Raw genomic sequence first — 20,426 nt, 5'->3', positions numbered from 1 at the left:
CCGGCCCTGGCTGCCGGCCCTGGCCGCCCGCGGTGGCGGTGTCAGCCCTGGCCGACCAGCGCGGGGGCGTTGACGTACTCGCGGAGGTGCACGGCGGTGAGGGTGTCGCCGGTGGCGATCAGTTCGGCAGGTGTGCCGGTGAAGACGATGCGGCCTCCGTCGTGGCCGGCGCCGGGGCCGAGATCGATGAGCCAGTCGGCGTGTGCCATGACCGCCTGGTGGTGCTCGATGACGATCACCGTGTTTCCGGCGTCGACCATTCGGTCGAGCAGGGCCAACAACTGGTCCACGTCGGCCAGGTGTAGACCCGTGGTCGGCTCGTCCAGGACGTACGTGGTGGTCTTCTCGGCCAGATGGATGGCGAGCTTGAGTCGTTGCCGTTCCCCGCCGGACAGGGTGGTCAGCGGTTGGCCGAGGCTGAGGTAGCCCAGCCCGACGTCGACCAGCCGACCGAGGATGAGGTGCGCCGGACCACCAGGGAAGAACGCGTGCGCCTCGGCGACCGACATGGCCAGCACCTCGCTGATGTTCCTGCCGCGCAGCGTGTACGTGAGCACTTCGTCGGTGAAGCGTCGCCCCTCGCACCGTTCGCAGACGCTCGCGACGCCGGCCATCATCGCCAGGTCGGTGTAGGTGAGCCCGATGCCCTTGCAGGCCGGGCAGGCGCCCTCGGAGTTGGCGCTGAACAGCGCGGCCTTGACTCCGTTGGCCTTGGCGAAGGCGGTACGGATCGGGTCGAGCAGTCCGCTGTAGGTGGCCGGGTTGCTGCGTCGTGAGCCACGGATCGCTGACTGGTCGACGACGACGACCCCGGACCGGCCGCGCAGCGACCCGTGGATCAGTGAGCTCTTGCCGGAGCCGGCCACGCCGGTGACCACTGTGAGGACCCCGAGCGGGATGTCCACGTCCACGTCGCGCAGGTTGTGCAGGTCGGCCTGGCGGATGGCGAGCTGCCCGGTGGGTTGGCGTACCGCCCGGCGCACTGTCACCCGGTGGTCCAGGTGCCGCCCGGTGAGCGTGTCGGAGCGGCGCAGGCCGGGGATGTCGCCGGTGAAGCAGATCCGGCCACCGTCGGCGCCGGCGCCCGGTCCGAGGTCGACCACGTGGTCGGCGATGGCGATGGTCTCCGGTTTGTGTTCCACCACCAGCACGGTGTTGCCCTTGTCGCGCAGCCGCAGCAGCAGGTCGTTCATCCGGGCGATGTCGTGCGGGTGCAGGCCGACGGTGGGCTCGTCGAAGACGTACGTGACGTCGGAGAGGCTGGAGCCGAGGTGCCGGACCATCTTCACCCGTTGCGCCTCACCGCCGGAGAGGGTCGCGGACTCACGGTCCAGGCTGAGGTAGCCCAGACCGATCTCGACCAGGGAGTCGAGCAGGTCGCGAAGGTTGGCGACGAGTGGCGCGGCCCCGGGGTCGTCGACGGTGCTGATGAACGCGGCCAGGTCGCTGATCTGCATGGCCGAGCAGTCGGCGATGGTGTGCCCGGCGATCCGCGAGGACAGGGCCGCCGCGTTGAGTCGGGTGCCGCCGCAGTCGCCGCAGATGGTGAAGGTGACCGCCCGGTCGACGAAGGCGCGGATGTGCGCTTGCATCGACTCGCGGTCCTTGGCCAGGAGGAGCCGCTTGACCTTGACCGCCAGCCCCTCGTACGTCCAGTTGTTGCTGCCAACCTTGATCTTGGTGGCCGGCTTGTGCAGGAAGTCCTCCCACTGCTGCGGGGTGAAGTCCTGGAGTTTGACGTCCGGGTCGAACAGGCCGGAGCCGACGATGGTCTGCCAGTACCAGGAGTCGACGGCGAAGTTGGGCACTGTGATCGCGCCGTCGTTGAGGGAGCGCTCGACGTCGACCAGTTCGTTGACGTCGAGGTCGGAGACCCGGCCCAGCCCTTCGCAGGTGGGGCACATGCCCTCGGGCAGGTTGAAGCTGAACGCCCCGGCGCCGCCGATGGACGGCTGGCCGAGGCGGCTGAAGAGGATCCGCAGCATGGCGTACGCGTCGGTGGCGGTGCCGACGGTGGAGCGGGAGTTGACCCCCATCCGTTCCTGGTCGACGACGATGGCCGCGCTGAGGTTGCGCAGCGAGTCGACGTCCGGCCGGTTGAGGTTCGGCATGAACGACTGGAGGAACGCGCTGTAGGTCTCGTTGATCATGCGCTGGGACTCGGCGGCGATGGTGCCGAAGACCAGCGACGACTTGCCCGACCCGGAGACACCGGTGAAGACGGTCAGCCGGCGTTTGGGGATGTCGACCGAGACGTCGGCGAGGTTGTTCTCCCGCGCCCCGCGTACCTCGATCATGTCGTGGCTGTCGGCGGCGGACCATGCTGGCTGCGACATACGAACCCTTCACGGAATCGTGGCGGGACTTTGCCCCGCCGGGCACTGGCGGGTTCCATTGTCTCATTCATCCCCATGTAGACAGTTCTGCCGACGTCCGGGCGCAGACTCCAGCGCTACGTCCGGGAAAGTCTCAAATCACGTCGTAAGCGGTACGGTGGCTCGCGTGGACGTCGCCTCGAAGGATCGGCTGCGCGCCGTGGACCTGGCGGCCACCGTCGGGATCTCGGTGCAGCAGGTGCGCAACTACGTCGAGTTGGGTGTGCTGCCGCCGGTGCGCCGCACCGCCAGCGGCTACCGGATCTTCACCAGCGAGCACGCCCGGGCGCTGAGCGTGGCGCGGCGGTTGGCCGAGGGGCACGGCTGGAGCCGTACCCGGGAGATCATGGCGGCGGTGCACAAGGGTGACCTGCCGGCGGCCCTGGCGGCGCTCGACGGCGGCCATGCCGAGCTGGACCGGGAACGCGCCGAGATCCGCCGGGTGCTCGGCGCCTTCGAGACCGTGCTGGCCAGCGCACCGGCGGCCCGGCCCGCACCACGCCACGGCGTCCGCATCGGCGAGGTCGCCGCCCTGGTCGGGGTCCGGACCTCCCAGCTACGGCTGTGGGAGGAGCGCGAGCTGCTGCGGCCGGGCCGCACCCCGGGCACCAACTACCGGGTGTACGACGAGGCGGAGCTACGCGCGGCGCAGGTGATCGCGTTGCTGCGCCGGGGCGCGTACCCCTTCGAGATCATCGCCGCGGTGCTGGGCGAACTGCGGACCACCGGCAGCGCTCAGCGGGTCCGCGCCGAGCTGGCCCGCCGCGAGCAGGAGCTGCACACCCGCAGCCTGCGCCGGCTGCGAGGCAGCGCCGCCCTGCACGACTACCTGCGCGGTCGCGGCGACGCGAGTTGACCGGCAACCCGTCCCGCCGGGCGATCTTCCTGACTAGGGTCGGGCACATGAGAGCTGCGCTGCTGGCGGCCACGACGTCCGCCGTCCTGCTCGCTCCCGTGCCGGTCGGTGCGACGGGAGCGTCCGCCGCGCCGACTGTGCGCTGCCCCCGGGTCCCGGCGCCAGCGGCGTCCCGCCCGCCCCGGCCGTCGCCCCCGCCCGCCGTCGCTGAGCAGCGGATGATCGGCGGCGCGGCGCTGGACACGGCCGGCCTGGTCGTGCCGGCCGGCGTCGCCACGCCACCGAGGGTCACCGCCACGTCGTGGCTGGTCGCCGACCTGGACAGCGGCCAGGTGCTAGGCGGCTGCGGCCCCCACGAGTACGGCACACCGGCGAGCGTGCAGAAGCTGCTGCTGGCGGCCACCATGCTGCCCAGGCTCGACCCGAAGCAGACGGTCACCGTCACCGACGCGGACATGAACATCGAACCCGGCTCCTCGGCCGTGGGCCTGGTCGCGGGCGGCCGGTACACCATCGAGACCATCTGGCTCGGGTTGCTGCTCAACTCCGGCAACGAGGCCGCCAACGCGCTGGCCCGACTCGGCAGCGGGACGGACAGCGCCGCCGGCGTGCGCGCCATGAACGAGCACGCGCATCACCTGGGCGCGCTCCAGACGCACGCGGTCACCCCGTCCGGGCTGGACGGCAAGGGGCAGTTCACCAGCGCGTACGACCTGGCGCTGATCGCCCGGGCCTGCTTCGCCGAGCCGACCTTCCGCCGGTACGCGCTGACCGAGCAGACGTCGATCCCGACCCAGCCGGCGCAACGCACCAAGGGCTTCGAGATCCAGAACGAGAACCAGCTGATCTACCGGTACCCGGGGGCGCTCGGCGGCAAGACCGGCTTCACCGACCTGGCCCGGCACACCTACGTGGGGGCGGCGGAACGCGGCGGGCGGCGGCTGGTGGTGACCCTGCTGGGCGCCGAATCGGCACCGGTCCGCGGCTGGGAGCAGGGCGCGGCCCTCCTGGACTGGGGCTTCACGCTGCCCCGGGACGTCGCCGTGGGCCGACTGGTCGAGCCCGGCGAGCTGACGGCCACCCCGTCGGCGGCGCCGTCCGCGCTGGCGGCACCCGGCGCGCCCCGACCGGCGGCGGCCAGCGGGCCCGCCCGTACCGGCTCGGGGTGGCTCTGGTCGGTGACCGCTGTGAGTGGCGCGACAGTGGTGGCGTTGTTGGGCGGTCTGCTGTGGCGGCGTCGTCGTCGGATGCCCTGACGGATCGACATCGGGCGCTGCCATCCATAGACTCCGGTCTTTCTGGCACCACCAGTCCAGGAGGATCCCTGTGTCGAGTGAACTCGAACCGCGCCCCGCGACGGCGGCACCCCGCCGCCAGGTGCGCGCCCTGACCCGCCTCGCGGGGCTGACAGTGCTCGCCGGGGCGCTGGTCGTCGGCTCGTCCGCCACCGCGCTCGCCGCGCCGGGCCCGTCGGCCGACGCGGTGCGCGTCTCCGCCGCCCCGCCCGCCGCTGTCGACACCGCCACCAGACCGCCGCGCACCACCCACGGCCCGTGCGCGTACACCGAGACCCCGGACGAACCCGCGGCGCGGCCGGTGCCGCTGCCGCCCGACCCGCGACGCACCCCGGCCCGGGGCAGCGTCCGGGTGACCCTGGCGACCAACCACGGGCCGATCGGGTTGACACTCGACCGGGCCGCCGCGCCGTGCACTGTGCAGAGCTTCCTGCACCTGGTGAACAAGCGGTTCTACGACCGCACCCCGTGCCACCGGCTGACCGCGTACCCGACGCTGAGCGTGTTGCAGTGCGGTGACCCGTCCGGCACCGGTGAGGGCGGCCCGGGCTACCGGTACCGCGACGAGTTGCCGACCGACCTGCCGCCCGCGCCCACCGACCCGACCGGGGAGCGCCGGGTGTACGCCCGGGGCGTGCTGGCCATGGCCAACGCCGGGCCGGACACCAATGGCAGCCAGTTCTTCCTGGTCTGCGCCAACTCCGCGCTGCGCCCCAACTACACGATCTTCGGCGAGGTCGACGGGGCGGGCCTGGCCACCCTGGACCGGATCGCCGCCGGGGGAGTGGCACGGACCGCCGAGGACCCGGCACCGGTCGACGGCGCGCCCGCACTGCCGGTGACCATCCGCAAGGCCGTCCGCTGGCACCACCACCACTGACCGTGCGGCGCGGTGGGTGACAGTCGGTCGCTCACCGCGCCCACCGTGGCAACCCCCGGTCGCTCACGGCGGCCGGAATTTTCGGGAACGGACCGGAACCGGTCCAACCGGTTTCCGACGCAGTTCCGGCCGTCACGCCGACGCGGGCGACCCGGTCGGCGGGGCGGCGGTGCTGTCCCGAACTACCAATTCGGTGGCGAGTTCCACCCGGGGCGAGTCGATGCCCTCGCCCTGGGCCAGGCGCAGCACGGTCCGGGCCGCCAACCGTCCCATCTCGACCAACGGTTGGCGCACTGTGGTCAGCGGCGGTGAGGCCCACCGGGCTTCCGGCAGGTCGTCGAAACCGACAACGCTCACGTCGTCCGGGACGCGCAGCCCGCGGCGTCGGATGGCCTCGTAGACGCCGAAGGCCATCTGGTCGCTGGAGGCGAAGATGCCGGTCGGCGGGTCGGCGAGGTCGAGCAGCGCGGTCCCGCCGGCGAAGCCGGAGGCGTGGTAGAAGTCGCCCGGATAGACCAGCTTGTCGTCCACCGGCACCCCGGCGGCCTCCAGCCCGGCCCGGTAACCGTCGAGCCGCGCCCGGCTGCACAGCAGGTGCGTCGGCCCGGCCACGAAACCGATGCGCCGGTGCCCGATCGCGAGCAGGTGTTCGGTAGCGGCCAGCCCGCCGGCCCAGTTGGTGGCGCCGATCGTCGGCACGTCCATGGCCGGCACCCCGGCCGGGTCGACGACCACCACCGGCACGTTGAGGCGACGCAGCTGCGCGTGCAGCGGCGGGCTCAGGTGCGAGGTCACGAAGATGACGCCGTCGGTGGCCCGGGTACGCAGGTTCTGCAACCACTGCCGGGCCGCGGTGGGCTGCCGGTGGATGGCGGAGACCACGGTGCCGACGCCCGCGCCGTGCCCGACATCCTCCACGCCCCGGATGATTTCCACGGCCCAGGGGCTGTCCAGGTCGTTGAAGACCAGGTCGACGAGACCGGCGCGGCGAACGCTGCGGCTGGTGCGGCGCCGGTAGCCGTGGTGGCGCAACAGCTCCTCGACCCGCTCCCGGGTGTCCGGGGCCACATCGGAGCGTCCGTTGAGCACCCGTGACACGGTCGGCACCGACACCCCGGCCTCCCGTGCGATCGCGGTGATGGTCACCCTGCGTCCGTCGTCCGCGCCCACCCGCGTCTCCTTCACCGAGCCGGAGGAACGACCACCAGGCGTCGCCCACCGTGTGTCCCGAAACGGCGTGCCCGTCCCACGCGCCATCTTGCCTCACCGACGGGGGTTGACGACATGCCAGGTCGACCGAAGCTTCGTTAGAGTTGCGGAAAAGTTCCGGAGTTTTTCCGGTTACTTTCGGCCAGCGGACCGCATGGATCCTGGGATGGCGGCCCCGGTTGGGCTGATAGACAGGAACCGTGCGCTACCGCCTGGCCGTCGTGTTCGCGCTCGCCGCGCTGCTCGGCGGCTGCTCGCGGTCGGAGCCCCGCCCCGCGCCGGCCGCGCCGCAGCCGACGTCGGCGAGCCCCACACCCACACCCGCGCCGACCCCGTCCACCTCGGTGGCAGCCCCGCTGCCGGGGTTCGTGGTGTTGACCGACCACGACCCGCGCATCCACGCCGACATCCGCTACGCCACCCCGCACAACTTCGTCGGCCGGCCGATCACCGGCTACCGCGAGCCGCTGTGCCTGCTCACCCGGCAGGCGGCCGAGGCGTTGCGCCGCGTGCAGGACGCCGCGCTCGCCGGCGGGCACAGCCTCAAGGTGTACGACTGCTACCGCCCGCAACCGGCGGTGGACGACTTCGTCGCCTGGTCGAAGCGCCCCGATGAGCAGCAGACCAAGGCCGAGTTCTACCCGGACCTGGCCAAGAACCGGCTCTTCGTCGACGGTTACATCGGGGCACCCACCGCGCACAGCCGCGGCAGCACAGTGGACCTGACACTGGTCGACGAGCCCGCCGCCAACCAACCCCCGTACCGGGTCGGACAACCGCTGGTCGCCTGCACCGCGCCGCGCGGGCAGCGCTTCGCGGACAACAGCATCGACATGGGTACGGGCTTCGACTGTTTCGACCCGCGGGCGCACACCGCCGACCCGCGCGTCACCGGTACGCCGCGGGACAACCGTCGGTTGTTGCAGCGGCTGATGACCGACGCCGGGTTCGTCAACTACGACCGTGAGTGGTGGCACTACAGCCTGCGCGACGAGCCGTACCCGGACACGTTCTTCGCCGCCCCGGTCGCCCGCTCCTCGGTCGGCTGACCATCAGGTCCAGTAGAGGACCCGGCAGGCTGGTACGCGGGCGGTGAGTTCGGCGGTGAACCAGTCGCGCAGCTCGGCCATCTGCTCACGCGGGTAGACGTACTTCACCGCGCCGAACTTGCCGTGCTTACGGGTGCGGGACTCCTCGTCCATCTCCAGCCGGGTGCGCGGGTACCAGCCGAGCAGCACCTCCTTGCTGCCCGGCGTGAACCGGTGGGTGATCAGTTCGGCGGTCAGGTCCAGGTCCGGCACCCCGTCGACCGCCGAGCGGACCTGGTCGAGCAGTTCGCCGTAGTGCTCCCGCCAGTCGGGCAGCGCGATGATCGGCGCGATGGTCAGCCCGACCGGGTAGCCGTCGAGGGCGAGCCGGCGCAGCGCGGCCAGCCGGTCCGGCACGCGGGCGGTGCCGCCCTCGAACCGTTCACTGACCGGGGCGCAGTTGACGCTTAAGCGGACCCGGGTCCGGGCGGCGTGCGGCAGCCCCACGAACGTCTCCACGTCGGCGTACTTGGTGGTCCAGCGCAACTGCACCGGGGCGTCCCAGTCGGCGAAGTGCTGCACCGCCCGCCGCCAACTGCCGGTCAGGTGCTCCAGGGCGAGCGGGTCGGTGTAACAGGATGCCTCGAAGGTGGTCCCCTCGTCGGCTCGCCGCGCGTTGCGGCTGGTCACCGTTCCACGCCCGGCGTACGCGGCCAGGCCGGCGAGGATGTCGTCGAGGTCCGCGTACACCCGGGTCACGGGCGGGCCGGACAGGGATCCGGCGAGGTAGCAGTACTGGCAGTGCGCCGGACAGCCCTCGGCCAGGTCGACCCGCCAGTCCGCGCTGGGCGCGATGGGTTGCAGGATGCGCCGCGAGGGTGGGCTCACCACTATCGCCATCGTCGACTTGGCCCGGGCGTAGGTCTCCCGGTCGGTCTGCCCGCGTACCCCGGTGAGCCGGTTGGCGCGCAGGTGTTCCACCTCGATGCCGAGCGCCCGGACCCGCTCGACGATCCGTTGGCCGTGCGGGTGGTCGAGCGCGGCGGGGGTGGCCACCACCCGGCTCGGCGTCCAGCGGCGCGCCGAGCGGGTCGGCGGCGCGAGGCCGGCCAGGTCGCGGGTCGGCACCCGTTCGCCGCTGGCGTCGTGCGGCGCGGCGGGCACATCCACCGCGAGCGGCTGGTCGACGTCGACGGCGTCCGGGCTGGTCATCCGGCCGGGGTACCCATTGCCGCAGGAATCCCACCCGATCGACCGCTCCGCGATTGACGCCGCCGAACCGGGGGCATAACCTCTCATCTATCTGTAAACCTTGTGAACAGATGTACATCGACGCGGCGGCGCGCGTCCCGACCGAAGGGACGATCAGGTGATCGCAGAACTCCCCTCCCGTACCAGACGAATCCTGTCGTTGTTCGTCGCCCTGGTCGTCGCGATGACCGCCGGTCTCGCGGTCAACGCCTCGCGCAGCGCACAGGCCGCGCCGACGTTCAAGGTCCTGGCCTTCTACAACGGCACCTGGGACGCCGCGCACATCGACTTCGTCAAGGACGCCCGGGCCTGGTTCCCGCAGGCCGCCGCCCAGCACGGCTTCTCCTGGGAGGCCACCAACAACTGGGGTCTGCTGAACACCGCCAACCTGGCCCAGTACAAGGTCGTCATGTTCCTGGACGACGCGCCGCCCGCCGCGCAGCGGGGCGCGTTCCAGCAGTACATGCAGAACGGCGGGGCGTGGCTGGGCTTCCACGTCAGCGCGTGGACCGACAACCCGTCGAGCTGGAGCTGGTACTACAACACCTTCCTCGGCACCGGCTCGTTCCAGACGAACACCTGGGGACCGACCCGGGTCACGATGCGCGCCGACAACCGCACCCACGCCGCCACCCGGAACCTCCCGGCGACGTTCCCGTCGTCGATCAGCGAGTGGTACTCCTGGAGCAACGACCTGCGGCAGAACCCCAACATCGACATCCTCGCCTCGGTCGACCCGTCCAGCTTCCCGGTCGGCACGGACCCCAACCAGTCCTGGTACGGCGGTTACTACCCGCTCGTCTGGAGCAACAGGCAGTACAAGATGCTCTACGCCAACTTCGGCCACAACGCGATGAACTACAGCACCAACACCGGGCTGTCCTCCACCTTCGACAGCGCGCAACAGAACCAGTTGCTGATCGACGGGCTGCACTGGCTGGCCGGCGTCGGCACCGTCCCGCCGACCACGCCTCCGCCGTCCGACGGCATCTCGCCGACCGCCTGGCACACCGCTGTCAACCGGGCCAGCGGCAAGTGCGTGGACGCGCGGGCCGCGGCCAGCGCGAACGGCACTGCCATCCAGCAGTACGCGTGCAACAGCAGCACCGCGCAGCAGTACCAGTTCGTGCCGACCAGCGGTGGGTACCTGCGGGTCAACAACCGCAACAACAGCGCCCAGGTGATCGACGTGACTGACCGGTCGACCGCCGACTCGGCACGCATCCAGCTCTGGTCCTACAGCGGCGGCAACAACCAGCAGTGGCGGGCCGAGCCCGAGGGCGGCGGCTACTACCGCCTGGTCAACCGCAACAGTGGCAAGTGTCTCGACGTGCCGGGAGCGTCCACGGCGGACAGCGTCCAGCTCATCCAGTACACCTGCAACGGCACCGCGGCGCAGTCCTTCCGGCTGGTGCCGCAGTCATAGCTCCACTGCCACGTCCGCGCCGGGGTGAACCGCAAGCTCACCCCGGCGTGGGGCCGGCGGCGCGCGCGAAACGGGCGGCGACCTCCCGGACGACGGTGCGCAGCTCCGGTGGGTCGAGCACGTCGAAGTCGACAGCCAGGGTGCCGAGGAAGGCGGCGAGATTGCCCAGCGACTCGCCGCCGGTGTGCAGCAGACAGGCCCGCTCGTCGATCGCCTCCAACAGACCCGCCGTGGTGGGAACCCGTTGCGCCATCGCCTCGGCCGACGCGTGCAGGCGTACCCGGGCAGGGTGTGGCCAGGCCGTGGAGCCGACGCCGCGCAGCACGTGCGCGACCGCGTCGCCACCTGGCGGCTCCCGCGGCGCGAAGCGCGGGCCGGTCGGCACCCGGGGTTGGATCCGGTCGGCGCGGAACGTCCGCCAGTCGGCCCGGTCGGTGTCCCATCCCAGCAGGTACCACCGCCGCCCGGTGTAGACCAGACGGTACGGCTCGACGTCACGCACGCTGACCGTGCCGTCATGGCCGGCGTAGTCGAACCGCAGCCGCTCCCGACGGTGCGCGGCCGTGGAGACGGCGGTGAGTGTGTCGGCGTCCACTGTCGGGCCACCGCCGGCGGCGGAGACCGTCGCCGAGCGGAGGGCGTCCACCCGGTTCCGCAGTCGTGACGGCAACGACTGCTCCAGCTTGGCCAACGCCCGCAGCGAGGTCTCCTCGATGCCGGTCACCGAGCCGCCAGCCGCCGCCCGCAGCCCGACGGCCACCGCCACGGCCTCGTCGTCGTCGAGCAGCAGCGGTGGCAGCGCCGACCCGGCACCGAGCCGGTAGCCGCCGGCGACCCCCGGGTGTGACTCGATCTGGTAGCCCAGCACCCGCAGCCGCTCCACATCCGTGCGGATCGTGCGGGTGGTGACCGCGAGCCGTTCGGCCAGCTCGGCGCCGGACCACTCCCGGCGCACCTGCAGGAGAGTCAGCAGCCGAAGCAGGCGCACGGAGGTCTCCACCATGCCCGCGAGTCTGCCCTACGACCCGCCGGGAGGTGGTTCGTCGAGGGTCCGCAGGGGATATCCATTGCGGACGTGCCGACGCCCTCCTAGTCTCGTCGGTGCACTGTCAACCGATCACACCCCGAGGGGAGTACATCATGTCGCGACGCGTCCGCACCGACGCCCGCTGGTGCCTGCTCTCCGCCGGCACCCCTTTGCAGCTCACCGCCAATGCCCGTGCCTGCCGCCCATCGCGGCGCATCGAGCCGGGGTGGCGCGACTGACGCCGACGCTGACGCGTCCGCCGGCCGCCCATCCCACCGGGATCGGGCGGCCCTTTCGTATCCGCGCACCGCCGCTGACCGCCACATTCTGATCAATAACGGTCACCGCACGACAGAAGGAAACCACTATGGGATTCACCCCCCTCGCCGGTACCCGGGCACCGGTCCGGGTCTGGACCGACCCGTACGCCATCGAGCCGCAGGCCGCCAAGCAGCTGCGCAACATCGGCGCACTGCCCTGGGTGCAGGGTGTCGCCGTCATGCCCGACGTGCACTTCGGCAAGGGCGCCACGGTCGGCTCGGTGATCGCGATGCGGCAGGCCGTCTCGCCGGCCGCGGTCGGCGTCGACATCGGCTGCGGGATGTCGGCGGTCCGTACCTCGCTGACCGCCGCCGACCTGCCGGACGACCTGGCCGGGCTGCGCTCCGCGATCGAGGCCACCATCCCGGTCGGCTTCGCCCAGCGCAAGGACTCGGTCGACACGCGTCGGATCCGGGGCCTGGAGCAGGCCGGCTGGGACGACTTCTGGGGCCGGTTCGCCGGCCTGGACCGGCGGGTGGCGCAGCTGGAGACGAGGGCGCAGCGGCAGATCGGCACCCTCGGCGGGGGTAACCACTTCATCGAGGTCTGCCTGGAGCAGGGCGGCGCCGACGAGGGGCGGGTCTGGCTGATGCTGCACTCCGGGTCCCGCAACATCGGCAAGGAGCTGGCCGAGCGGCACATCGGGGTGGCCCGGGGGCTGCCGCACAACGCCGACCTGCCGGACCGGGACCTGGCCGTGTTCCTCGCCGGCACGCCGGAGATGGACGCGTACCGGCGGGACCTGTGGTGGGCGCAGGAGTACGCCCGGCGCAACCGGGCGGTCATGCTGGCCCTGCTCTGCGGCGTGGTGCGTGAGCACTTCCCGCAGGTGTCCTTCGACGAGTCGGTCTCGTGTCACCACAACTACGTGTCCGAGGAGAGCTACGACGGGGTGGACGTGCTGGTGACCCGCAAGGGCGCCATCCGGGCAGGCCGGGGTGACCTGGGCATCATCCCCGGGTCGATGGGCACCGGGTCGTACATCGTGCGGGGGCGGGGAAACACCGACGCGTACTGCTCGGCGTCGCACGGGGCGGGACGTCGGATGTCTCGGGCGCAGGCCAAGCGGACGTTCAGCACGGAGGACCTGGCCGCGCAGACCGTCGGGGTGGAGTGCCGCAAGGACGCCGGTGTGGTCGACGAGATCCCCGGCGCGTACAAGGACATCACCGAGGTGATGGCCCAGCAGGAGGACCTGGTCGAGGTGGTCGCGCACCTCAAGCAGGTGGTCTGCGTGAAGGGTTGACGTGCCGTGCGGGCCGGGGAGACCGGCCCGCACGGCCGCTGGTCAGAAGCCGACGAAGACCCGGCGCAGGTCGTCGAGGGTCACCGAGCCGGTCACCTGCACCCCTTCGGGGGTGTACTGCGGGCCCAGCCGGCCGGTGGCCAGCCGCAGCCACGCCTCGGCCGGGGCCACCAGCTCGCCGTCGGGACGCTCCGGCGCGTCGACGATCTCGACCTTCTCGCCCAGCCGCAGCCCGAACGTCCGCTCGGGCGCGTGCAGCCGGACCAGCAGAGTGGCCTCCCGGCCGGCCAGTTCCTGCGGTCGGCTGGTCCAGGCCAGCATGCCGCCGATCTGGTCGAGCAGCAGCGCCACCGCCCCCGGCGTCACCGCCGCGAAGCTGTTGAACGCCACCTCGGCGTCCCACTGGTGCAGGGCGAACTCGCTGAGCCGGAACCGGGCCGCGGTGGCCACGTCGACCGGCTCCGGCAGGAAGCCGAGGTCGATCCGCATCGAGGCCCGGGTCTCGGCGTCCAGCGCCTCGTACGCCTCAACCAGCCGTTCGTTGGTGGCGAGGAACCCGGCGGCGTGTTCGGCCGGGGCCATCGCGTCCCAGCGTGCCCAGACGCCACGGTTGAAGTCCCCGTCCGGGCCGGGCGCGCCGGAACGGGCGGCGTCCAGCGTCGCCAGGTTGATCTCGGCGCCGCTGCCCAGGTGGCTCAGCACCTGGGAGACCTGCCACTCGCTGGCCCCCGACGGCCGGAGCAGGTCGTCCTCCTTGAGGTCCCGTACGAGCGCGGCGAGCTCCTCGTGGCCCGCGCGCAGAGCTGTGATGATCTGGTCAGCAGGGGTCGACATGGATCTCCTCAAACGGATTTTCAACGATGGTCGGGACGCTACCGGACGTGGCCGCCGGCCGGCCCACCCCAGGGGCGGGGCGCTCCGGCCGGCGGCCACGTCGGTCAGCTCAGCCCATGTGCACTGTGTTGCCGGTCGGGACGTCCTCCTTGCGGACCTTCACCAGCACCAGGGTTGCCAGTCCGGCGAGCACGATCAGCGCCGCGCCCCAGGCGAAGGCCACCCGGTAGCCGTGTACCAGCGCCTCGACCTGGTTGACCGGGTTCGGCGCCCGGCCGACCAGATAGGCGGCGACCGCGCTGGTGTAGAAGGTGTTCAGCAGCGCGGTGCCGAGCGAGCCACCGATCTGCTGAGTGGCGTTGAGCGTCGCGCTGGCCGCGCCGGCGTCGTGCTCGGGCACCCCGACCAGGGCGAGGCTGGACAGCGGGACGAAGGTGAAGCCCAGCCCCAGGCCCAGGACGACCTGCGCGGGCAGCAGGTGGGTGAGGAACGAGGTGTCCACGTCGATCTGGGTCAGCACCAGCATGCCCAGGGCGGCGAGCGCCGAACCGGCGACCATCAGCGGCTTGGCACCCAGCCGGGGCATCAGCTGGCTGGCGCCACCCGCGGCGATCAGCACACCGGCGGTGACCGGCAGGGACGCGAGACCGGCTTCCAGGGGCTTGTACTGCAACACCACCTGGAAGTAGAAGGTCAGGAAGAGGAACGCCCCGAACAGGCCGGCGCCGATCAGCGTCGAGGTGAGGAACGCACCGCCCCGGTTGCGGTCCAGCAGGATCCGCAGCGGCAGCAGCGGGTGGCTGGAGCGAAGCTCGATCACCACGAAGGCGGCGAGCAGCACCACGCCCGCGGCGATGAAAGCGAGAGTCGCGGTGGCGTCCCAGCCGTCCTCGGCGGCCTTGGTGAAGCCGTAGACCAGGGAGACCAGGCCGGCGGTCACCACGATCGCACCGGGCACGTCGTAGCGGGTGTTGCCGTGGGCCCGGCTCTCCGGCACCAGCGGCAGCGCGAACGCGATGGCGATGGCGGCGACCGGGATGTTGACCAACAGGCACCAGCGCCAGTCGGCGTACTCGGTGAGCACCCCGCCGAGCAGCAGGCCGACCGCCGAACCACCGCCGGCGATCGCGCCGTACACAGCGAAGGCCTTGGCCCGCTCGGTGGCCTCGGTGAACAGGACGGTGAGCAGCGCCAGCGCGGCCGGGGCGAGTAGCGCGCCGAAGGCACCCTGCAACGCGCGGGCGGCGAAGAGCATCTCACCGGTGGTGGCCAGACCGCCCAGGGCGGAGGCGAGCGCGAAACCGGTCATGCCGACCAGGAAGGTGCGCTTGCGCCCCCAGTAGTCGGCGATGCGACCGCCGAGCAGCAGCAGACCACCGAAGGCCAGCGTGTAGGCGGTGACCACCCACTGCCGGTTCGCGTCGGTGATCCCCAGGTCGGCCTGGGCCTGCGGCAGCGCGATGTTCACGATGGTGGCGTCCAGGACGACCATCAGCTGTGAGACCGCGATGACCGCCAGCGCGATCCAGCGCCGCGGGTGCGGTGCGCCTGTCGATGCCCCGGCGTTGGGCGCGCCGGGCGCGGTCGAGGTGGTTCCGGGCATGGTGAAGCCTTCCGTGTTGCGAATATCGGAGATTCAGGCCGGCGACGGACGGTCGTGCTGATAGCGGAGTACCGGGATCAGCACCTGGTCGACGACCTGGGTGAGGAACGCGTCATCGGCGGGTAGGCCGTGCGCGACTATGCGGGACATGGTGAGCGCGGGCGCCAGATCGTGGAACAGCTCCCGCTCGCCGGCCTCCGGCGGGATCTCCCCGCGGGCGGCGGCCCGGACCAGGATGGCGGTGCTGGCCACCCGCCCGGCCGGCAGCACCTGGTGACGCACCAGACGTTCCAGCTCGGGACTGGTCCGCATGGCGAAGGTCAACGCCTGCATCAGGTCACAGTCGGCCGTGCAGATCGCGGCCGTGGCCCGCAGCAACTCGATCAGGTCGCCGCGGAGGCTGCCGGTGTCGGGCGGGTTGTGGACACCCACGTGCCGGTCGCGCAGGGCGGCGACGACCAGCTCGGCCTTGCCGTCCCAGCGCCGGTAGATGGTGGCCTTGCTGACGTGGGCGCGGGCGGCGACGGCGTCGATGGTCATCCGGTCGAAGCCGACCTCGCGCAGGGTGTCGATGACGACGGCGAACAGGTCGCTGTCGGTGCAGCGCGGAGCCCGGGCTGCCGGAACCCCGGCACCCGCGCCCACCTGCTGACCACCCAGCATCCCGACCCCCCGCGAAACGATGTCGTACTGACACTAGTTCGCGGTTGGCTGATCGTGCAGGTTTTCGTGAGTTGCCTCGCACCGAGCCGGCGAAACGATCACGTTTCACATGCCGTCAGCCCAGGTGTCAGACCGGCACGGATCGCGTGGTCAGGAACCCAGCGCCACTTCCACCTTCGTGCGGGTGCCCCAGCCGGTCCGCCAGCAGGTGGCGATGCCGTACCAGCGGATCGCCCGCAGCACGACCAGGGCGAACACCACCGCGACGGGCGTGAGGAGCCAGGTGCCCCACTGGTAGGCCGTCGACTGGTCCGATCGTCGCACCGTCATGTAGCGGAGCGCCTGCCCGTACCCGACGATCAACGGCACAGCCACCAGCCACGGAATCGCCCGCGGATCGGGGTCGATGATCGGCGACAGGATCGCCACCGCGACGAACAGCACCGTCGCGACCACCGTGGCCGCCCACCGCAGCAGATGCAGCCACCACGCGATCGACCGCAACGACAGGTACCGGACCCGCCACCAGGTCCTGATGAAGCTGCCGCGCATCCAGCGCAGGAACATCCGGCAGAAGTGCCCGGTGTTCTCCGGCATGAGGGAGAACGCGAACGCCGACGGCTGCTGCACGGTACGTCCCCGGACCATCGCGAAGAGGGTGAGGAGGGAGTCGTCGGAGAAGGGCACCCGCTGGCCGAAGAACGTCTCGGTCAGATACGCGCCGAGGTTGTCGCGAACCACCGCCGCGCGGTAGGCGGCGATCGGACCCGAGTTCACCCACACGCAGCCGAACACCGACAGCGACGACCGGTCGGTGAGCTGCCCGGTCACCAGCCACAGGTCGGTGAACCGGGTGAGGAAGCTGCTGCGCACGTTCGCGGCCATCACCACCCCGGCGACCGACTGCACCGCCGGGTCGGCGAAGGGCTTCAACAACTCCCGGAGGGCGTTCGGGTCCGAGATGGTGTCCGAATCCACCGTCCAGTAGACGTCGGCCGCCGGTGTCGACAGCACCGCGGCGGCCTGGGCGTGCCGTTTCCCGGCATTGGGTTGGATGTGCCAGGCGGCGATGATCCCGTGTACGGGGGCGACGTCGAGAAACCACCGCTTGATCGGCTGGTAGCCCTCGGTCAGCTTCGACCCGTCGTCCACCACGTAGATGGCGTCGGGTTTGCGTGTTTGGAAGATCATGGACTCCAGGCAGGCCCGCAGCGCGCCCGGATCCTCGTTGTACGCCGGCACGATACCCACCACGTGCAGAGCGTCGAGGTGTCCCTGCATCCGGTCGGTGACCACTGCGGGCTTCTCCAGATAGGAGGTGCCGAGCTGCCAGATCAGCAGCACAAACATGGCGGCGTACGCGAAGGTGAAGCGGTGACCGCCTCCGTCGATGGCGCCGATCACGGCGAGGACGTGATGGGCGGTCCACGCCGCCGCGGCGGCCAGGACGACCGCCGCGGCGAACAGGACACGACCCTTCGTGACGCTCGCGGTCACTGGCCGACCGTCTGCTTACGACGGAACGTCATCCGGATCATGATGAAGCCGATGAGGACGGCTGTCGCTCCGGTGAGGGCGATGGTGAGCGGCAGGGGGAGGGCGTAGCTGCCGATACCGGCCGCGCCGCCGATCGTGACAACGCCCATACCGGTACGGGGAAGGCTGCCACCGGACATGATGTATCTCCGCTCTGTGAGGGATGGTGAGGCTGTCGCGGCGACCGGTACGACTCCGATGTGGCCCGGCCGGCACGGGGCTGAACAGCAAATATGACTCTGTGCAACGCCGCGCTCACGTTCGCAAACATGTCTGCCCAGGTCAATCTCGGAGGTCACGTGAACTGTCGTCCAGCCAAGCCCGACGAACCCTCCCGCTGCCGGCGTGTCGGAGACGTTCTCACCGGCTCCACGGCATGTGGCCTGCGCTTTCACCGGGTGGCCGCGCCAGCCCGGGGAATGCCGCTGAGGATCTGGGCTGTCGGGTAGACGTCAGGCCGGCACGTCGCCGTCGACAAATGGATGACGCATCGGGTTAACACCCTCTGGGGCAGGGCGGTCAGTCGCGGGGTGCGAGGACCACCGGCACTGCCATCGGGTTGATCCGCGCGCCGTTCTCGGCGGACACCTCGTACACCTCGACGGTGCCCTTCTGTTCCCGGACCGCGCGCCAGCCGACCACCACCCGGTAGCCACCCCGGCAGCCGCTGCCGCAACTGGCGGTGCCGAAGCCGGTGGCCACCTCCCGGCCGGCGGCGTCCAGCACCCGGACGCTCACAGTGGCCTCGAACACGGTGGCGGTGCCGGTGACCACGAGCGGGGCAAAGACGCGCTCGCCGGGGATCGGGCCGGTGACCACGATCGGTGGCAGCAGGTCCGCGTAGTCCGTCCGGTCCACCGGGGCGGCACCGTCGAGGCGGACCTGACGCACGCTGGGGAACTGGGTGAGCGTCCACACCACCTGCGCCTCGCGCAGCCGCCGGGTGGCCGGGTCGCCGACGGACGGCAGCCGCAGCGTCGCCACGCCGTCGGCGATGCGGGTGACCTCGACGCCGGCCGGCAGCAGTGTGGACATCCCGGTGGCGGCCTCAGCCGGGCTCGGTCCGGCGGCCAGCTCGGTCAGCGCCAGCCGGGACGTCGCGACAGTGGCCGGCCGGGTGCGCCGGGTCGGCACGAGCAGCCCGGCGCGGACGTACCACAGCTCGATGGTCACCGGGTCCGGCCGGCGCGTGCCGGTGGACGCCGCCGTCGACGGACTCGGCGGCCGGTTCGTGGGTGGTGGCGTCGGCTCCGCGGCCCGGGTCGGGGTGGGTTCCGGGCGCTCGGTGGGCGCGGCGCTCGGCGGCGGCGCGGTGGGCGCCGGGCCGAGGTCGCCGGAGCGGGGAGTACCGCAGCCGCCGAGCAGGAGCGCCGCGACGAGCACCGGTACGCCCAGCCCGACCGCGCCACGGCCGGTCATCCCACGCCGCCCGGCGCGTCGGCGGTACGCCCATCCGCACCCGGGAGCGGCAGGTCACAGTGCGGGCCGGCGGGACCGTCAGCTGGCAACTCCAGCCGGAACCGGGTCCCCTCGCCCGGCTCGCTGCGCACGCCCAGCACGCCGCCGAGCAGCTCGGCGTGCTCCCGCGCGATGGCCAGCCCGAGCCCACTGCCCGGCGCGGAGCGGGACGGATCGACCTGGTGGAACCGGTCGAACACGCGGGGCAGATGCTCGGCCGGGATGCCCGGCCCCTCGTCGGTGACCTCGAAGACGACCAGGGGGCCCGCGCCCGCCACGCTGGCGGTGATCTCGCCACCGCCGTGCTCGACCGCGTTGGTGACCAGGTTGGCCAACACACGCTCCAGCCGACGCCTGTCGGTGCGCACCGCGACCGGATCACCGGTGACCCGCACCCGGGGCGACCAGCCGCGCGCCGCGACGATGCCGTGCAGCAGTGCCAACGCGTCGACCGGCCCGACGGCCAACTGCTCCCGCCCGGCGTCCAGCCGGGAGATCTCCATCAGATCCTCGACCAGGCGGCGCAGTCGGACCACGTCGCCCACCAGCAGCCGGGCCGCCGGCCGGGCGTCGTCGGGCAGTTGGTCGAGGTGCTCACGCAGCAGCGACGCCGCGGCCACCAACGCGGTCACCGGGGTACGCAGCTCGTGCGCGACGTCGGCGGTGAACCGCCGCTCGCGGGCCTGCGCGGCCGACAGCGCCGCGATCTTCGACTCCAGTGCGTCGGCCATCTCGTTGAACGTCGCCGCCCAGACGCTGAACTCGTCGCGCCCGCGTACCGGCAGGCGGGTGGCGAGCAGGCCCTCGGTGAGCGCTCGGGCCGCCCGGCTGGCCCGGCCCACCGGCTCCAACGTGCGCCGGGCCAACGTGTGACCCACCGCCGCGGCGAGCAGCACCACGAGCACCCAGCCGGCCACCAACGCGGTGCGTAACTGACCCAGGTCGGTGGCGACCTCGTCCTCCACGGTCAGGACGTACAGCTCGGCGGTCGAGCCGGGAATGCGCGCACCGATCACCAGTAGCCGAGGACGCTCCGTCGGCGCGGAGCGCTGATAGCCGAGCCGCCCGTCCGCGACGACGGTCCGCAACCTTGTGCCCAGCACCGGGGCGTACGCGGGGTGCGAGGCGCGGGCCGGGCCGTCGACGAGCAGCACGTGCCGACCGCTGGCCTCGAAGCTGGTGAGCAGTTCGGTGCTGCGCTGCTCGGTCAACGGCAGGAACTGCCCAGCGAGAACGAGTTGGTAGCGGGCGTCGGCGGCGGCCTCGTGCAGCGATGCGTCCAACCAGGACTGCCGCAGCAGCAGCCCGGTCCCGCCGGCGAGCAGCCCGGCCGAGACACCGGCGACCACGACGAACGCGATCGTCAGTCGGCGTCGCAGGCGGCCGGGGAACACCGCTCGTCCGGCCATCGCCGCCCC

18 protein-coding genes are annotated in these 20,426 nt (G+C 71.7%); 7 read left to right on the top strand and 11 right to left on the bottom strand.

The window, feature by feature from the left end; genetic code table 11:
- Window positions 1–41: 41 nt before the first annotated feature.
- Window positions 42–2,336: an ATP-binding cassette domain-containing protein gene (locus tag NIE79_RS04640; protein ID WP_238677363.1), complete on the bottom strand. Its 2,295-nt coding sequence runs from the start codon at window positions 2,334–2,336 to the stop codon at window positions 42–44.
- Between the two features lie 166 nt (window positions 2,337–2,502).
- On the opposite strand from NIE79_RS04640, the gene NIE79_RS04635 reads away from it, so the two are divergent.
- From NIE79_RS04635 to NIE79_RS04625, 3 genes are all read left to right on the top strand, one after another.
- On the top strand, window positions 2,503–3,231 hold the full coding sequence (locus NIE79_RS04635) for a MerR family transcriptional regulator (protein WP_238677362.1): 729 nt from the start codon (window positions 2,503–2,505) through the stop codon (window positions 3,229–3,231).
- 47 nt (window positions 3,232–3,278) lie between these two features.
- The gene (locus tag NIE79_RS04630) at window positions 3,279–4,487 is read left to right on the top strand and encodes a D-alanyl-D-alanine carboxypeptidase family protein (RefSeq protein ID WP_238677361.1); all 1,209 of its coding nucleotides are present in this window, start codon (window positions 3,279–3,281) and stop codon (window positions 4,485–4,487) included.
- A 70-nt stretch (window positions 4,488–4,557) separates the two neighbouring features.
- Window positions 4,558–5,406 (top strand): peptidylprolyl isomerase, encoded by an 849-nt coding sequence (locus NIE79_RS04625; RefSeq protein ID WP_238677360.1) that lies wholly within the window; start codon window positions 4,558–4,560, stop codon window positions 5,404–5,406.
- A 132-nt stretch (window positions 5,407–5,538) separates the two neighbouring features.
- Here NIE79_RS04625 and NIE79_RS04620 read toward each other — a convergent pair whose 3' ends face one another.
- Window positions 5,539–6,576: a LacI family DNA-binding transcriptional regulator gene (locus NIE79_RS04620; RefSeq protein WP_238677359.1), complete on the bottom strand. Its 1,038-nt coding sequence runs from the start codon at window positions 6,574–6,576 to the stop codon at window positions 5,539–5,541.
- Between the two features lie 239 nt (window positions 6,577–6,815).
- On the opposite strand from NIE79_RS04620, the gene NIE79_RS04615 reads away from it, so the two are divergent.
- Complete coding sequence (locus tag NIE79_RS04615; RefSeq protein ID WP_238677358.1) at window positions 6,816–7,664, top strand: M15 family metallopeptidase; 849 nt, start codon at window positions 6,816–6,818, stop codon at window positions 7,662–7,664.
- Between the two features lie 3 nt (window positions 7,665–7,667).
- On the opposite strand, the gene NIE79_RS04610 is transcribed toward NIE79_RS04615, so the two are convergent.
- On the bottom strand, window positions 7,668–8,855 hold the full coding sequence (locus NIE79_RS04610) for a spore photoproduct lyase family protein (protein WP_238677357.1): 1,188 nt from the start codon (window positions 8,853–8,855) through the stop codon (window positions 7,668–7,670).
- Window positions 8,856–9,012: 157 nt separating this feature from the next.
- Here NIE79_RS04610 and NIE79_RS04605 point away from each other — a divergent pair, with 157 nt between their 5' ends.
- The gene (locus tag NIE79_RS04605; protein ID WP_238677356.1) at window positions 9,013–10,320 is read left to right on the top strand and encodes an RICIN domain-containing protein; all 1,308 of its coding nucleotides are present in this window, start codon (window positions 9,013–9,015) and stop codon (window positions 10,318–10,320) included.
- 37 nt (window positions 10,321–10,357) lie between these two features.
- On the opposite strand, the gene NIE79_RS04600 is transcribed toward NIE79_RS04605, so the two are convergent.
- Window positions 10,358–11,323 (bottom strand): helix-turn-helix transcriptional regulator, encoded by a 966-nt coding sequence (locus NIE79_RS04600; RefSeq protein ID WP_238677355.1) that lies wholly within the window; start codon window positions 11,321–11,323, stop codon window positions 10,358–10,360.
- 137 nt (window positions 11,324–11,460) lie between these two features.
- Here NIE79_RS04600 and NIE79_RS33570 point away from each other — a divergent pair, with 137 nt between their 5' ends.
- On the top strand, window positions 11,461–11,586 hold the full coding sequence (locus tag NIE79_RS33570) for a hypothetical protein (RefSeq protein WP_274523609.1): 126 nt from the start codon (window positions 11,461–11,463) through the stop codon (window positions 11,584–11,586).
- A gap of 128 nt (window positions 11,587–11,714) precedes the next feature.
- Window positions 11,715–12,914, top strand: coding sequence for an RtcB family protein (locus tag NIE79_RS04595; protein WP_238677354.1), 1,200 nt, complete (start codon window positions 11,715–11,717; stop codon window positions 12,912–12,914).
- 42 nt (window positions 12,915–12,956) lie between these two features.
- On the opposite strand, the gene NIE79_RS04590 is transcribed toward NIE79_RS04595, so the two are convergent.
- From NIE79_RS04590 to NIE79_RS04560, 7 genes are all read right to left on the bottom strand, one after another.
- On the bottom strand, window positions 12,957–13,748 hold the full coding sequence (locus NIE79_RS04590; RefSeq protein WP_238677353.1) for a maleylpyruvate isomerase family mycothiol-dependent enzyme: 792 nt from the start codon (window positions 13,746–13,748) through the stop codon (window positions 12,957–12,959).
- Between the two features lie 109 nt (window positions 13,749–13,857).
- A complete protein-coding gene (locus NIE79_RS04585; protein ID WP_238677352.1) occupies window positions 13,858–15,351 on the bottom strand; it encodes an MFS transporter in 1,494 nt (497 codons plus the stop codon).
- Between the two features lie 33 nt (window positions 15,352–15,384).
- On the bottom strand, window positions 15,385–16,014 hold the full coding sequence (locus tag NIE79_RS04580; protein WP_238677351.1) for a TetR/AcrR family transcriptional regulator: 630 nt from the start codon (window positions 16,012–16,014) through the stop codon (window positions 15,385–15,387).
- Window positions 16,015–16,164: 150 nt separating this feature from the next.
- Window positions 16,165–17,511: a glycosyltransferase gene (locus NIE79_RS04575; RefSeq protein ID WP_238677350.1), complete on the bottom strand. Its 1,347-nt coding sequence runs from the start codon at window positions 17,509–17,511 to the stop codon at window positions 16,165–16,167.
- A complete protein-coding gene (locus tag NIE79_RS04570; protein ID WP_238677349.1) occupies window positions 17,508–17,690 on the bottom strand; it encodes a hypothetical protein in 183 nt (60 codons plus the stop codon). The genes NIE79_RS04575 and NIE79_RS04570 overlap by 4 nt, the downstream gene beginning before the upstream one ends.
- Before the next feature lie 379 nt (window positions 17,691–18,069).
- Window positions 18,070–18,969, bottom strand: a complete 900-nt coding sequence (locus NIE79_RS04565) for a Gmad2 immunoglobulin-like domain-containing protein (protein ID WP_238677348.1) — start codon at window positions 18,967–18,969, stop codon at window positions 18,070–18,072.
- Window positions 18,966–20,417 (bottom strand): sensor histidine kinase, encoded by a 1,452-nt coding sequence (locus NIE79_RS04560; RefSeq protein ID WP_238677347.1) that lies wholly within the window; start codon window positions 20,415–20,417, stop codon window positions 18,966–18,968. Before NIE79_RS04560 ends, NIE79_RS04565 begins: the two co-directional genes overlap by 4 nt.
- Between the last annotated feature and the right edge of the window lie 9 nt (window positions 20,418–20,426).

This window comes from Micromonospora trifolii, from assembly GCF_022229005.1.
In the GTDB taxonomy this organism is placed as follows: Bacteria; Actinomycetota; Actinomycetes; order Mycobacteriales; family Micromonosporaceae; genus Micromonospora; species Micromonospora trifolii.
Note: the sequence above shows the minus strand (reverse complement) of the source record. Positions and strands in the feature narration are given on the sequence as shown.

Coding starts and splice junctions, on each gene's coding strand:
- NIE79_RS04600 (WP_238677355.1), bottom strand. CDS start 11,323: ATGGTGGAGACCTCCGTGCGCCTGCTTCGGCTGCTGACTCTCCTGCAG.
- NIE79_RS04610 (WP_238677357.1), bottom strand. CDS start 8,855: ATGACCAGCCCGGACGCCGTCGACGTCGACCAGCCGCTCGCGGTGGAT.
- NIE79_RS04630 (WP_238677361.1), top strand. CDS start 3,279: ATGAGAGCTGCGCTGCTGGCGGCCACGACGTCCGCCGTCCTGCTCGCT.
- NIE79_RS04560 (WP_238677347.1), bottom strand. CDS start 20,417: ATGGCCGGACGAGCGGTGTTCCCCGGCCGCCTGCGACGCCGACTGACG.
- NIE79_RS33570 (WP_274523609.1), top strand. CDS start 11,461: ATGTCGCGACGCGTCCGCACCGACGCCCGCTGGTGCCTGCTCTCCGCC.
- NIE79_RS04585 (WP_238677352.1), bottom strand. CDS start 15,351: ATGCCCGGAACCACCTCGACCGCGCCCGGCGCGCCCAACGCCGGGGCA.
- NIE79_RS04595 (WP_238677354.1), top strand. CDS start 11,715: ATGGGATTCACCCCCCTCGCCGGTACCCGGGCACCGGTCCGGGTCTGG.
- NIE79_RS04640 (WP_238677363.1), bottom strand. CDS start 2,336: ATGTCGCAGCCAGCATGGTCCGCCGCCGACAGCCACGACATGATCGAG.
- NIE79_RS04580 (WP_238677351.1), bottom strand. CDS start 16,014: ATGCTGGGTGGTCAGCAGGTGGGCGCGGGTGCCGGGGTTCCGGCAGCC.
- NIE79_RS04565 (WP_238677348.1), bottom strand. CDS start 18,969: ATGACCGGCCGTGGCGCGGTCGGGCTGGGCGTACCGGTGCTCGTCGCG.
- NIE79_RS04590 (WP_238677353.1), bottom strand. CDS start 13,748: ATGTCGACCCCTGCTGACCAGATCATCACAGCTCTGCGCGCGGGCCAC.
- NIE79_RS04570 (WP_238677349.1), bottom strand. CDS start 17,690: ATGTCCGGTGGCAGCCTTCCCCGTACCGGTATGGGCGTTGTCACGATC.